The sequence below is a fragment of the Pseudomonas sp. DC1.2 genome (assembly GCF_034351645.1).
GTDB lineage: Bacteria > Pseudomonadota > Gammaproteobacteria > Pseudomonadales > Pseudomonadaceae > Aquipseudomonas.
Genome location: NZ_CP133782.1, coordinates 740,915 through 756,138 on the forward strand (window position 1 = coordinate 740,915; position 15,224 = coordinate 756,138).

Here is a 15,224-nt window from a genome sequence, read left to right on the forward strand (position 1 = left end):
CTGACTTATATGACAGAAATATGAAAATAGCGGTTGACGGCAGATTCTGGAAGTCTATAATTCGCCCCACTTCCGGCGCAGCCGAAACGGAAAACTCCTTGGTAAACAAAGAGTTATGTAGGTTTCGACAGCGAGCTGCTTCAGATCATCGAAGCCCAGAAGGAGTTGATAAGGCAGTGTGTTTTAGCCTTATAAACGATTCGATCTTCTCGATCGAAAGCGGAGAAAAAGAGGTGTTGACAGCAGCGAGTAACGCTGTAGAATTCGCCTCCCGCTAACGAGAGATCGAAAGCGCAAGTGGTTGAAGTTGCAGAGGAAACTTTGAAACTTCTTAAAATAACCGCTTGACAGTAACAGGGGCTGCTGTAGAATGCGCGCCTCGGTTGAGACGAAAGATCTTAACCACCCGCTCTTTAACAACTGAATCAAGCAATTCGTGTGGGTGCTTGTGGAGTCAGACTGATAGTCAACAAGATTATCAGCATCACAAGTTACTCCGCGAGAAATCAAAGATGTAACCAACGATTGCTGAGCCAAGTTTAGGGTTTCTTAAAAACCCAAAGATGTTTGAACTGAAGAGTTTGATCATGGCTCAGATTGAACGCTGGCGGCAGGCCTAACACATGCAAGTCGAGCGGCAGCACGGGTACTTGTACCTGGTGGCGAGCGGCGGACGGGTGAGTAATGCCTAGGAATCTGCCTGGTAGTGGGGGATAACGCTCGGAAACGGACGCTAATACCGCATACGTCCTACGGGAGAAAGCAGGGGACCTTCGGGCCTTGCGCTATCAGATGAGCCTAGGTCGGATTAGCTAGTTGGTGAGGTAACGGCTCACCAAGGCGACGATCCGTAACTGGTCTGAGAGGATGATCAGTCACACTGGAACTGAGACACGGTCCAGACTCCTACGGGAGGCAGCAGTGGGGAATATTGGACAATGGGCGAAAGCCTGATCCAGCCATGCCGCGTGTGTGAAGAAGGTCTTCGGATTGTAAAGCACTTTAAGTTGGGAGGAAGGGCATTAACCTAATACGTTAGTGTTTTGACGTTACCGACAGAATAAGCACCGGCTAACTCTGTGCCAGCAGCCGCGGTAATACAGAGGGTGCAAGCGTTAATCGGAATTACTGGGCGTAAAGCGCGCGTAGGTGGTTCGTTAAGTTGGATGTGAAATCCCCGGGCTCAACCTGGGAACTGCATTCAAAACTGTCGAGCTAGAGTATGGTAGAGGGTGGTGGAATTTCCTGTGTAGCGGTGAAATGCGTAGATATAGGAAGGAACACCAGTGGCGAAGGCGACCACCTGGACTAATACTGACACTGAGGTGCGAAAGCGTGGGGAGCAAACAGGATTAGATACCCTGGTAGTCCACGCCGTAAACGATGTCAACTAGCCGTTGGGAGCCTTGAGCTCTTAGTGGCGCAGCTAACGCATTAAGTTGACCGCCTGGGGAGTACGGCCGCAAGGTTAAAACTCAAATGAATTGACGGGGGCCCGCACAAGCGGTGGAGCATGTGGTTTAATTCGAAGCAACGCGAAGAACCTTACCAGGCCTTGACATCCAATGAACTTTCTAGAGATAGATTGGTGCCTTCGGGAACATTGAGACAGGTGCTGCATGGCTGTCGTCAGCTCGTGTCGTGAGATGTTGGGTTAAGTCCCGTAACGAGCGCAACCCTTGTCCTTAGTTACCAGCACGTAATGGTGGGCACTCTAAGGAGACTGCCGGTGACAAACCGGAGGAAGGTGGGGATGACGTCAAGTCATCATGGCCCTTACGGCCTGGGCTACACACGTGCTACAATGGTCGGTACAGAGGGTTGCCAAGCCGCGAGGTGGAGCTAATCCCAGAAAACCGATCGTAGTCCGGATCGCAGTCTGCAACTCGACTGCGTGAAGTCGGAATCGCTAGTAATCGCGAATCAGAATGTCGCGGTGAATACGTTCCCGGGCCTTGTACACACCGCCCGTCACACCATGGGAGTGGGTTGCACCAGAAGTAGCTAGTCTAACCTTCGGGAGGACGGTTACCACGGTGTGATTCATGACTGGGGTGAAGTCGTAACAAGGTAGCCGTAGGGGAACCTGCGGCTGGATCACCTCCTTAATCGACGACATCAGCTGCTCCATAAGTTCCCACACGAATTGCTTGATTCATTGAAGAAGACGATTTAGAAGCAGCCCGAAATTGGGTCTGTAGCTCAGTTGGTTAGAGCGCACCCCTGATAAGGGTGAGGTCGGCAGTTCGAATCTGCCCAGACCCACCAATTTTGTGTGGGAAACGCCTGTAGAGATACGGGGCCATAGCTCAGCTGGGAGAGCGCCTGCCTTGCACGCAGGAGGTCAACGGTTCGATCCCGTTTGGCTCCACCACTTACTGCTTCTGTATTGTAAAGCTTAGAAATGAGCATTCCATTGTTAAGATGGTGAATGTTGATTTCTAGTCTTTGATTAGATCGTTCTTTAAAAATTTGGGTATGTGATAGAAAGATAGACTGGACGTTACTTTCACTGGTAACGGATCAGGCTAAGGTAAAATTTGTGAGTTAAATTGCGAATTTTCGGCGAATGTCGTCTTCACAGTATAACCAGATTGCTTGGGGTTATATGGTCAAGTGAAGAAGCGCATACGGTGGATGCCTTGGCAGTCAGAGGCGATGAAAGACGTGGTAGCCTGCGAAAAGCTTCGGGGAGTCGGCAAACAGACTTTGATCCGGAGATGTCTGAATGGGGGAACCCAGCCATCATAAGATGGTTATCTTAAGCTGAATACATAGGCTTAAGAGGCGAACCAGGGGAACTGAAACATCTAAGTACCCTGAGGAAAAGAAATCAACCGAGATTCCCTTAGTAGTGGCGAGCGAACGGGGACTAGCCCTTAAGTGGCTTTGAGATTAGCGGAACGTTCTGGAAAGTACGGCCATAGTGGGTGATAGCCCTGTACGCGAAAATCTCTTAGTCATGAAATCGAGTAGGACGGAGCACGAGAAACTTTGTCTGAATATGGGGGGACCATCCTCCAAGGCTAAATACTACTGACTGACCGATAGTGAACTAGTACCGTGAGGGAAAGGCGAAAAGAACCCCGGAGAGGGGAGTGAAATAGATCCTGAAACCGTATGCGTACAAGCAGTGGGAGCCCACTTTGTTGGGTGACTGCGTACCTTTTGTATAATGGGTCAGCGACTTATTTTCAGTGGCGAGCTTAACCGAATAGGGGAGGCGTAGCGAAAGCGAGTCTTAATAGGGCGTCTAGTCGCTGGGAATAGACCCGAAACCGGGCGATCTATCCATGGGCAGGTTGAAGGTTGGGTAACACTAACTGGAGGACCGAACCGACTACCGTTGAAAAGTTAGCGGATGACCTGTGGATCGGAGTGAAAGGCTAATCAAGCTCGGAGATAGCTGGTTCTCCTCGAAAGCTATTTAGGTAGCGCCTCATGTATCACTGTAGGGGGTAGAGCACTGTTTCGGCTAGGGGGTCATCCCGACTTACCAAACCGATGCAAACTCCGAATACCTACAAGTGCCGAGCATGGGAGACACACGGCGGGTGCTAACGTCCGTCGTGAAAAGGGAAACAACCCAGACCGTCAGCTAAGGTCCCAAAGTTATGGTTAAGTGGGAAACGATGTGGGAAGGCTTAGACAGCTAGGAGGTTGGCTTAGAAGCAGCCACCCTTTAAAGAAAGCGTAATAGCTCACTAGTCGAGTCGGCCTGCGCGGAAGATGTAACGGGGCTCAAACCATACACCGAAGCTACGGGTATCACTTAGGTGATGCGGTAGAGGAGCGTTCTGTAAGCCTGTGAAGGTGAGTTGAGAAGCTTGCTGGAGGTATCAGAAGTGCGAATGCTGACATGAGTAACGACAATGGGTGTGAAAAACACCCACGCCGAAAGACCAAGGTTTCCTGCGCAACGTTAATCGACGCAGGGTTAGTCGGTCCCTAAGGCGAGGCTGAAAAGCGTAGTCGATGGAAAACAGGTTAATATTCCTGTACTTCTGGTTATTGCGATGGAGGGACGGAGAAGGCTAGGCCAGCTTGGCGTTGGTTGTCCAAGTTTAAGGTGGTAGGCTGGAATCTTAGGTAAATCCGGGATTCTAAGGCCGAGAGCTGATGACGAGTTGTCTTTTAGACGACGAAGTGGTTGATGCCATGCTTCCAAGAAAAGCTTCTAAGCTTCAGGTAACCAGGAACCGTACCCCAAACCGACACAGGTGGTTGGGTAGAGAATACCAAGGCGCTTGAGAGAACTCGGGTGAAGGAACTAGGCAAAATGGCACCGTAACTTCGGGAGAAGGTGCGCCGGTGAGGGTGAAGCATTTACTGCGTAAGCCCATGCCGGTCGAAGATACCAGGCCGCTGCGACTGTTTATTAAAAACACAGCACTCTGCAAACACGAAAGTGGACGTATAGGGTGTGACGCCTGCCCGGTGCCGGAAGGTTAATTGATGGGGTTAGCTAACGCGAAGCTCTTGATCGAAGCCCCGGTAAACGGCGGCCGTAACTATAACGGTCCTAAGGTAGCGAAATTCCTTGTCGGGTAAGTTCCGACCTGCACGAATGGCGTAACGATGGCGGCGCTGTCTCCACCCGAGACTCAGTGAAATTGAAATCGCTGTGAAGATGCAGTGTATCCGCGGCTAGACGGAAAGACCCCGTGAACCTTTACTATAGCTTTGCACTGGACTTTGAATTTGCTTGTGTAGGATAGGTGGGAGGCTTTGAAGCGTGGACGCCAGTTCGCGTGGAGCCAACCTTGAAATACCACCCTGGCAACTTTGAGGTTCTAACTCAGGTCCGTTATCCGGATCGAGGACAGTGTATGGTGGGTAGTTTGACTGGGGCGGTCTCCTCCTAAAGAGTAACGGAGGAGTACGAAGGTGCGCTCAGACCGGTCGGAAATCGGTCGTAGAGTATAAAGGCAAAAGCGCGCTTGACTGCGAGACAGACACGTCGAGCAGGTACGAAAGTAGGTCTTAGTGATCCGGTGGTTCTGTATGGAAGGGCCATCGCTCAACGGATAAAAGGTACTCCGGGGATAACAGGCTGATACCGCCCAAGAGTTCATATCGACGGCGGTGTTTGGCACCTCGATGTCGGCTCATCACATCCTGGGGCTGAAGCCGGTCCCAAGGGTATGGCTGTTCGCCATTTAAAGTGGTACGCGAGCTGGGTTTAGAACGTCGTGAGACAGTTCGGTCCCTATCTGCCGTGGACGTTTGAGATTTGAGAGGGGCTGCTCCTAGTACGAGAGGACCGGAGTGGACGAACCTCTGGTGTTCCGGTTGTCACGCCAGTGGCATTGCCGGGTAGCTATGTTCGGAATAGATAACCGCTGAAAGCATCTAAGCGGGAAACTAGCCTCAAGATGAGATCTCACTGGGACCTTGAGTCCCCTGAAGGGCCGTCGAAGACTACGACGTTGATAGGTTGGGTGTGTAAGCGCTGTGAGGCGTTGAGCTAACCAATACTAATTGCCCGTGAGGCTTGACCATATAACACCCAAGCAATTTGCAGGCTTTGAGCCCAAGGGCGAAAGAGCACCAGATTGCGGTGTGTGAAGACGACACAAGTCGAAAGTTTGCGATCAAACACACAAATCTATTACATACCCATTCGCTGGCGTGTTACCCGTAAGGGCTGACGCACTGGCTACCGAATTTCTTGACGACCATAGAGCATTGGAACCACCTGATCCCATCCCGAACTCAGTAGTGAAACGATGCATCGCCGATGGTAGTGTGGGGTTTCCCCATGTGAGAGTAGGTCATCGTCAAGATTAAATTCCGAAACCCCTATCTGCTTATGCAGGTAGGGGTTTTGTTTTTGCGTCCAGGAAAGTTCTTACAGCACTAACAGGCAGCGTCCGGCTGTCACGGTCTCGCGACAGTGCTAAGGTTCGGCCCTAGCTTTTGTCTTTTTCCAAGGAAGCCTTTATGCCGGACGCCATGTCCCTCAATGCTGGTTTTATGGTTGTTCAAAGTAACAGTCTGGATGAACTGCGCAGCCTGGTGATCAGCGTAATGCGGCGTTACCCTTTGGCGCCCTTGGAAAATGAAATTGCCTTGGTGCAGAGCAACGGCATTGCCCAGTGGCTGAAGCTTGCATTGGCTGAAGACGCTGAAGATGACGACATGGGTGGCTGTGGGATCGCAGCCGCTATCGATGTGCAATTACCGGGCAGCTTCATGTGGCAACTCTATCGAATGGTCCTGGGGCGGGATGAAATCCCAGTTAAATCCCTGTTGGATAAGGCGCCATTGACCTGGCGCCTTATGCGGCTGTTGCCGCAATTGATCGATCAGCCGCACTTCGAACCACTTCAACGCTTCCTGACCCACGACTCTGACTTGCGCAAACGCTATCAATTGTCTGAGCGTTTGGCCGATTTGTTCGACCAATACCAAGTTTATCGGGCCGACTGGCTTGAGGACTGGGCGCAAGGTCGTCATCAGTTAAAAAATGGCAGAGGCGAAGCGAAAGCGCTGGCGCTGGCCAACTGCTGGCAGGCGGAATTATGGCGTGCCTTGTTGCTCGATGTGGGTGAAAAGGGTATGGCTCAAAGCCGCGCGGGCGTCCATCAGCGGTTTATTGAACGCATTAATAATCTCGATGTGGCCCCTGGCGGCTTGCCCTCGAGGGTGATCGTTTTTGGGATTTCGTCGCTGCCCGCCCAGGCCCTTGAAGCACTCGCCGGACTGGCTCGATTCAGTCAGGTCCTGCTGTGCGTTCACAACCCATGCCGTCATCACTGGGCAGACATCGTCGCCGATAAAGATCTGTTAAGGCATCAATACAAGCGTCAAGTACGCAAGAGCAGCATGCCCGCGATGCTCGACCCGCAGACTCTCCATCAGCATGCTCATCCACTGCTGGCGGCATGGGGCAAACAGGGAAGGGACTATATCAATCTGCTCGACAGCTACGATGATCCCAGTAGTTATCGCGCTGCTTTTCGCGATGGACGCATCGACCTGTTCATCGACATTGCGCCACAGAACATGCTTAACCAATTACAGGACGATGTCCTTGAGTTACGGCCCCTTAGCGAGACCCGCGAACATTGGCCAATAGTCGATTTGAAGGGCGATAAATCGATCCGTTTTCACATTGCCCATAGTGCCCAGCGGGAAGTGGAAATTCTTCACGATCAATTGCTCGAGCGCTTTAGTGCTGACCCGGCGTTGAGGCCGCGGGATGTGATTGTGATGGTTCCGGATATCGACAGCTATGCTCCGCATATTCGTGCGGTATTTGCTCAGCTTGAGCGTAGCGATCCGCGTTTTATTCCTTTTACTCTCGCAGACCAAGGACAGCGCGGCCGTGATCCTCTGCTGATTGCTGTCGAACATTTGCTAAAACTGCCGGACAGTCGTTTCCCTGTCAGCGAAATTCTCGATCTGTTGGACGTCCCCGCACTACGTTTGCGCTTCGGCGTCGAAGAACGTGATCTGCCAACGCTGCATCGCTGGATCGAAGGCGCTGGCATCCGCTGGGGGATGAATGCCGAGCAGCGTGCCGCCCTTGGTTTACCCAATGAGCTGGAGCAGAACAGCTGGCGTTTTGGCCTGCGACGGATGTTGCTCGGCTACGCGGTTGGCAGTGCCAATGCCTGTGAAGGTATTGAGCCTTACGACGAGATCGGCGGGCTGGATGCTGCGCTTATAGGTCCGTTGGTCGCGCTGCTGGACTCACTCGAAATTGCTCACCAAGAACTCACACAACCGGCGCCCCCAAAACAATGGGGCTTGCGGTTGCAAGCACTGGTGCAGCTGTTTTTCCAAGCCAGCAACGAGCACGACGACTATCTGCTTGCTCAACTGGAAGAGTTACGCGAGACCTGGCTCGATACCTGCGAATCCGTCGATCTGCAGGAAGAGTTACCGTTGACCGTAGTCCGTGAGGCTTGGTTGGCCGGTCTTGACCAAGGGCGTTTGTCCCAGCGCTTTCTAGCCGGCGCGGTTAATTTCTGCACGTTGATGCCGATGCGAGCGATCCCTTTTAAACTGGTCTGTCTGCTCGGTATGAATGATGGGGACTATCCACGTGCCCAGCCCCCACTGGACTTTGACCTGATGGGCAGTGATTACCGTCCCGGTGATCGCTCTCGGCGTGAAGATGATCGTTATCTGCTTCTGGAAGCATTGTTGTCAGCTCGCCATCAGCTCTATATCAGTTGGGTCGGACGCAGTATCCGAGATAACAGTGAGCGCCCGGCCTCGGTACTGATTGGCCAGTTGCGTGATCACCTCGCCAGCGGTTGGAGATTGGGTAATGACGATGAAGATTTGCTAGAGGCAATGACGCAGGAGCATCCACTGCAACCCTTCAGTGCCCGTTACTTTCATGAGGGCAACGCCCTGTTCAGCTACGCCAGCGAGTGGCAGGTGCTTCATCAAACCCGGGGCCAAGCGCCTAATACCGAGATCCTTGCGGCTTACATTCAGGATGAACCGCTGAGTCTGGGGCTATTGCAAGATTTCCTGCGTAATCCAGTACGACATTTTTTTAGCCAGCGCCTCAAGGTTTTTTTCGAAGCTGCTGAAGCGCCTATGGCCGATGAAGAGCCGTTTGTTCTCGACGCACTGCAACGTTACAGCCTTAGTGACAGTCTGCTTGGGGCAGCATTGAGCCAACTGGATCATGTTGAACAGGCGCTGGAGGCGCAGGCAGTGCGCCTGCAAAACAGCGGCCTCCTGCCCATGGCTGGTTTTGGCGAGTGCCTTCAGCGAGAGTTGATCGAGCCGCTACCGGACCTGTTACAGCGCTATCAACAGCTCCTGGCGTTGTGGCCGACACCGCTTAACAGTGCCTTGCCGGTGAGTCTGGAACTGCATGGCATGCGACTTGAGGGTTGGCTGAGTGGCCTGCATCAGCGCGCCGATAACCGATTGCTCTCGATCACTACTATCCCGAATAGCATTGGCTCGATCAAAAGCCGTAAGTGGCACCGACTGACTAGACCTTGGGTCAATCATCTGGTGGCCTGTGCCAGTGGTCTGCCAATGACCACCGCGTTGGTAGCCAGCGACGACAGCTTGCTGTTGGAGCCCATTGAGCAAGGGGCCGCGTTTCAGATACTCGGCAACGTGTTGTTGGCCTGGCAAGCAGGTATGCGCCAACCGCTGCCTATAGCGGTGAAAACCGCCTTCGCCTGGCTCGGCCAAACTGACCCAGTGAAAGCGCAGGCGGCCGCGCGCAAGACCTACGAAGGCGATGGGATCACCACCGATGGCGAGCGTCGGGAAAGCCCTGCACTCGCCCGACAATTCGCCGATTACGACAGCCTGATTGCCGACGAAACCTTCAATGACTGGTGTGATGTTTTGTACAAGCCACTGCTTGAAGCCCCATGGCATTCATTGTCCAGTGAGGCGGCGCACACATGACCACGAAAACACCGCTGGCGCTGGCATTCCCTCTGCGCGGCAGCCAACTGATCGAGGCCAGTGCAGGTACCGGCAAGACCTTCACCATCTCCGCGCTTTACTTGCGCTTGGTGTTGGGGCACGGCACAGCGTCCACTGGTTTTGGGCGTGAGTTGCTGCCACCACAAATACTGGTGGTGACGTTCACCGATGCCGCGACCAAAGAGCTGCGTGAGCGTATTCGTACACGCCTGGCCGAAGCCGCGCGGTTTTTTCGCGATGAGATTCCTGCTCCGGATGGTCTGATAGCCGAGTTGCGAGAGCAGTTCCTTCCCGGGCAATGGTCCGGTTGCGCAAACCGTCTGGACATCGCAGCGCAGTGGATGGACGAAGCGGCCGTCTCGACCATTCACAGTTGGTGCCAGCGCATGTTGCGTGAGCATGCTTTTGATAGCGGCAGCCTGTTCACTCAGACGCTGGAAACTGATCACAGCGATTTGTTGGGTGAAGTCCTGCGCGATTATTGGCGGCTTTTCTGCTATCCGATGCATGGCGATGCGTTGAACTGGGTTCGCGGCAACTGGGGGGGACCCGCCGCGTTGCTCCCGCGAGTGCGGGGGCTATTTGCCAGCGAGCGCGACAGCGTTGAAGGCCCCCCCCTGCGCAGCTGATTACCGAGTGCCTGCATGAGCGCAGAGCCGCGCTTCTCGAACTCAAGCGCCCCTGGCTTCAATGGGCGGACGAATTGCTTGCGATCTGTCATCAGGGGGTGGCGAGTAAAAGCGTCGATGGTCGAAAGATGCAGGCGCGCTACTTCGAACCTTGGTTCGAAAAGATCAAAGCGTGGGCCGATGACGAATCCCTTGAACAATTGGATATTGGCACCGGTTTCACGCGCTTGACCCCTGATGGCATGGCTGAAGCCTGGAAGGGCGAGGTGCCCAGTCATCCGGGCCTGAATGCGATGCCGGTCCTCAAGGCCAGTCTTGATGGTTTGCCCACACCCGACGCTGCGGTGTTGCAGCACGCGGCCCGGTGGGTTGGTGCTCGCTTTGAGGAAGAAAAACGTCGCCGTGCGGAAATGGGGTTCGATGACATGCTGCTGCGCCTTGATGCGGCGTTGCAGGCGGAGGGGGGGGGACGCTTGTCCACCTTGATTCGCGAGCAATTCCCGGTGGCGTTGATCGATGAGTTCCAAGACACCGACCCGGTGCAATATCGCATCTTTGAAAGCATCTATCGCATCGAAGACAACACCCCGGAATACGGTCTGTTCCTGATCGGCGACCCGAAGCAGGCGATCTATGCTTTCCGCGGCGCGGACATTTATACCTACCTGCGTGCCCGCCAGGCGACCACTGGCCGCCTGCACACCCTTGGCACTAACTTCCGCTCCAGTCATGGCATGGTCAGCGCTGTGAACCATGTGTTCGAGCGCGCCGAGGCTCGCGAGGCAGGGCGCGGTGCATTCCTTTTTCGCGAAAAGAACGGCGATAACCCGGTCCCGTTCGTGCCAGTGGAATCCCAGGGGCGCAAAGAGGTTCTGCAGATTGAGGGGCGGCCTGTGCCAGCGCTGAATATCTGGCATTTGTGCGCCGAACAGCCTCTGTCCGGCGCGGTGTACCGACAACAGTTGGCCGCTGCGTGCGCCAGCGAAATCACCGCATTGCTCAACGGGGGTCAGCAAGGTCGGTCGGGTTTCGCCCAGGATGGCAAGGGCTTCAGAGGCCTGCTACCTGCGGATATCGCGATTTTGGTGCGCGACGGCAAAGAGGCTCAGGCCGTGCGGGGCGAACTTTCAGCCCGTGGTGTACGCAGTGTTTATCTGTCTGACAAGGACTCGGTCTTCGCTGCCCAGGAAGCTCATGACGTGCTGACCTGGCTCAAGGCCTGCGCCGAGCCGGATGTCGAACGCCCGATGCGTGCCGCATTAGCGTGCATCACACTGAATTTGTCACTGGCGGAGTTGGAGCGCCTGAATCAGGACGAACTCGCCTGGGAGGCTCGGGTCATGCAGTTTCGCGGTTATCGCGAGCTGTGGCGCAAGCAAGGCGTTCTACCGATGTTGCGGCGCTTGCTCCACGATTTCCAGCTGCCGCAGGCATTGATTGCCCGCAGCGACGGCGAACGTGTGTTGACCAACTTGCTGCACTTGTCCGAATTGCTGCAACAGGCCGCCGCCGAACTCGATGGCGAGCAAGCACTGATCCGTCATTTGTCCGAGCATCTGTCGTTGTCCGGCCAGGCTGGCGAAGAACAGATTCTGCGTCTGGAAAGTGATGAGCAATTGGTCAAGGTCGTGACCATCCATAAATCCAAGGGGCTTGAATACCCATTGGTGTTTCTGCCTTTCATCTGCTCGGCGAAACCTGTGGACGGCAGTCGTTTGCCCTTGCACTACCACGATGCCGCGGGCAAGGCTCACGTCACGCTGAAGCCAACTGCCGAGCTGATTGCCCTGGCCGATTACGAGCGTCTGGCGGAAGACTTACGGTTGCTCTATGTCGCCCTGACCCGCGCGCAACACGCCTGTTGGCTCGGTGTCACTGATCTCAAACGCGGCAATAACAACAGCTCGGTGCTGCACCTTTCAGCATTGGGGTATGTGTTAGGGGGCGGTGCGGCATTGGCCGAGTCCGCGGGTCTGAAGCGCTGGCTGGAAGATCTGCAACAGGATTGTCCTGCACTGGGTTACGGTCAGATACCTGAGGCGACTGCCGAGCATTACCAGCCGCCGATTAACCAAGCGACGTTGCTTGCGCCGCTTGTGCCCAAGCGCAAGGCCAGTGAGAACTGGTGGATTGCCTCCTACAGTGCCTTGCGCATCGGCGACAGCTTGAGCGTTGGTACTGACCAGGCGCCGGAGAGCGCGCAAGCGCAAAAGCTCTTCGACGACGAGCGCCTTGACCCCGAGGCGCCACGAGAAGTGATCGCGGGCGGTGCCGATATCCACCGCTTCCCCCGTGGCCCTAACCCCGGGACCTTCCTCCATGGTTTGCTGGAATGGGCCGGCGACGAAGGTTTTGCCGCCGCACCGTCAGCCGTTGAGAACGCGATTGCCCGTCGTTGCAATCGTCGCGGTTGGGAAGGGTGGATCACCACGCTCAGCGATTGGTTGCAGCACCTGCTCAAATCCCCTCTGCACATTGGCGGCGGTCAGCCGCCCGTGGTGTTCGAGCAGCTGACCCAATACCGGGTGGAGATGGAATTCTGGTTCGCCAGTCATAAGGTCGATGTGCTCAAGCTCGATGAACTGGTACGCCAGTACACCCACAACGGTGTGGCTCGGGTCGGTGCCGAGCCGGTGATGCTCAACGGCATGTTCAAGGGCTTCATCGACTTGACGTTCGAGCATGGCGGTCGTTACTACGTCGCCGACTACAAATCCAACTGGCTCGGTGTCGATGATGCGGCCTATACCGAGCAAGCCATGGAACAGTCGATCCTCGACAATCGCTACGACCTGCAATACGTGTTGTACCTGTTGGCCCTGCATCGCCAGCTCAAGGCGCGAATGGCTGACTACGATTACGACCGGCATGTCGGTGGCGCGTTGTATCTGTTCCTGCGCGGTACGCGTGCGTCCAGCCAAGGGCTGTATTTTGCCCGTCCGCCACGCGAGTTGATCGAACGGCTCGATCGACTGTTCCAAGGCAAGCCGCAACCCAAGGCTGAGCCCGTCTGGGAGCAGGGAGTACTGCTATGAGCCGCACCTTTGCCGATTTACTGCCCACGCCGCTGGCAGCCGAAAGCCTGCTGGACCTGGCCCCATTGAACCGGGCCGAGGATCTGTTGCTGTTGCTCACCCGTTGGGTAGAGCGCGGTTGGCTGCGGGCGCTAGATAAGGCGTTCGTCGCCTTTCTCCATGAGCTTGCCCCTGCTGACGATCCGCTGGTGTTGCTGGCGGCTGCGTTGACCAGTCACCAGTTGGGCCACGGCCATGTATGTCTGGACCTGTTCGAGACGCTCAAGGCACCGGACTTTGCGCTGTCGCTGCCGCCTGAAGGTGATGTGCAGAGTGGCGCGATGGTGCTCCCGTCGCAATTACTGGAGTCGCTGGACGGTGCTCACTGGTGCAAGGTGTTGGCCTCCAGCCGTCTGGTGGCACTGGCGGCTGACGACGGTGAAGCCGCACGGCACCGGCCCCTCGTGCTTTCAGGTAAACGCTTGTACCTACGCCGTTATTGGGCTTACGAGCGCCGTATCGACAACGCCTTGCGCCAGCGCTTGGCAGAGCACGAAGTAACACCGCCGGATTTACTGCAACGCCTGACCGGTTTGTTCGGCCCCGCCAAGCCAGGGGATGTGATCGACTGGCAAAAGCTGGCTTGTGCCCTGGCAACCCGGGGTGCATTCAGTATCGTCACCGGCGGTCCGGGGACGGGCAAGACGACCACGGTGGTGCGGTTGTTGGCGTTGCTTCAAGCGCCCGCAGTGGAGGCCGCAAAGCCGTTGCGAATTCGTCTCGCGGCACCCACCGGTAAGGCGGCGGCGCGGCTGACCGAGTCCATTAGCCAGCAAGTGCAAACCCTCAAGGTTGCGCAAGAGGTGCGGGAAAAAATTCCGTCTGACGTCACGACTGTGCATCGTCTGTTGGGCAGTCGTCCCGGCACTCGGCACTTGCGCCATCACGCGGGTAATCGTCTGCCCCTTGATGTGCTGGTGGTCGATGAAGCATCGATGATCGACCTGGAAATGATGGCCAATCTGCTTGATGCGCTGCCGGCTCATGCCCGTCTGGTGCTGCTGGGTGACAAGGACCAACTGGCGTCTGTGGAAGCCGGCGCGGTATTGGGCGATCTGTGCCGCGACGCAGAAGCGGGCTGGTACAGTCGGCAGACCCGTCAGTGGCTGGAGGCCGTCAGTGGTGAAAACCTTGAAACCAGTGGGTTGCAGGAAGACAGTCAAGGCACTCATCCATTGGCGCAGCAAGTGGTGATGCTGCGTCACTCACGACGGTTCGGCGAGGGCAGCGGCATTGGCCAACTGGCCCGTTGGGTCAATCAACAGCAGCCCGAAGAAGCCCGCAAATTGTTGGCTGCGCGAAGCCACCACGATGTGTTTTCCCTGTCCCTCAAAGGGGAGCAGGACCGTGCGCTGGAGCGTTTGCTGCTCGACGGTCACGGTGAAGGGCCGCAAGGTTATCGGCATTATTTGAGCGTTTTGCGCAACCAGCGACCTGCGCTCGACAGCGCCCTCGATGACAAATGCTGGACCGATTGGGCGCGGCAAGTGCTGCAAGCGTTCGATACCTTCCAGTTGCTGTGTGCCGTACGCAAAGGACCATGGGGCGTGGAAGGCTTAAATCTGCGTGTGACCGACGCTCTGCTCAGGGCTCGGCTGATCGACAGCGACCAGCAGTGGTACGAAGGCCGCCCGGTGTTGATGACTCGTAACGATTACGGCCTGGGTTTGATGAACGGTGATATCGGTATTGCGCTCAAGTTGCCGGAGCGTGAAGGGCCGGAAGCTGGCAAGCACGTGTTGCGAGTGGCTTTCCCGCGCAATGACGGTCAGGGGGGCGTGCGTTTTGTTCTGCCTAGCCGTCTCAACGATGTCGAGACGGTGTACGCAATGACCGTGCATAAGTCTCAAGGCTCGGAGTTTGCTCACACCGCGCTGATTCTGCCGGATGGGCTTAATCCGGTATTGACCAAGGAACTGATCTACACCGGGATTACCCGGGCCAAGGATTGGTTCACCCTGATCGAACCTCGTGCAGGCGTGTTCGAGGAGGCGGTGCGGCGCAAGGTCAAGCGCTTGAGCGGGTTGATGCTGGAGCTGGAGGAACGGGGCGAACCAAACGACTGAACGATAGATGGCAGGCGGCCTGGCGCTGCCTGAACTCG

General features: G+C 55.7%; 2 protein-coding genes, 2 tRNA genes, 3 rRNA genes and 1 pseudogene. All 8 read left to right on the forward strand.

The genetic code is table 11. The annotated features are described in order from the left end of the window. Positions 1-569: 569 nt before the first annotated feature. Positions 570-2,108 (forward strand): 16S ribosomal RNA (locus tag RHM68_RS03230). A gap of 83 nt (positions 2,109-2,191) precedes the next feature. Further along, a tRNA-Ile gene (locus RHM68_RS03235) sits at positions 2,192-2,268 on the forward strand. A gap of 30 nt (positions 2,269-2,298) precedes the next feature. Then, positions 2,299-2,374 (forward strand) — tRNA-Ala (locus tag RHM68_RS03240). 236 nt (positions 2,375-2,610) lie between these two features. Then, positions 2,611-5,502: ribosomal RNA gene (locus RHM68_RS03245) — 23S ribosomal RNA — on the forward strand. A 168-nt stretch (positions 5,503-5,670) separates the two neighbouring features. Beyond that, positions 5,671-5,786 (forward strand): 5S ribosomal RNA (gene rrf / locus RHM68_RS03250). The 16S, 23S and 5S rRNA genes sit together here with 2 tRNA genes alongside, the layout of an rRNA operon. 157 nt (positions 5,787-5,943) lie before the next feature. Further along, complete coding sequence (recC, locus tag RHM68_RS03255; RefSeq protein WP_322220514.1) at positions 5,944-9,396, forward strand: exodeoxyribonuclease V subunit gamma; 3,453 nt, start codon at positions 5,944-5,946, stop codon at positions 9,394-9,396. Further along, positions 9,393-13,081, forward strand: a pseudogene (gene recB / locus RHM68_RS03260) (exodeoxyribonuclease V subunit beta). Before recC ends, recB begins: the two are co-directional and overlap by 4 nt. Further along, the gene (recD, locus tag RHM68_RS03265; protein ID WP_322220515.1) at positions 13,078-15,186 is read left to right on the forward strand and encodes an exodeoxyribonuclease V subunit alpha; all 2,109 of its coding nucleotides are present in this window, start codon (positions 13,078-13,080) and stop codon (positions 15,184-15,186) included. Before recB ends, recD begins: the two are co-directional and overlap by 4 nt. Positions 15,187-15,224 lie beyond the last annotated feature (38 nt).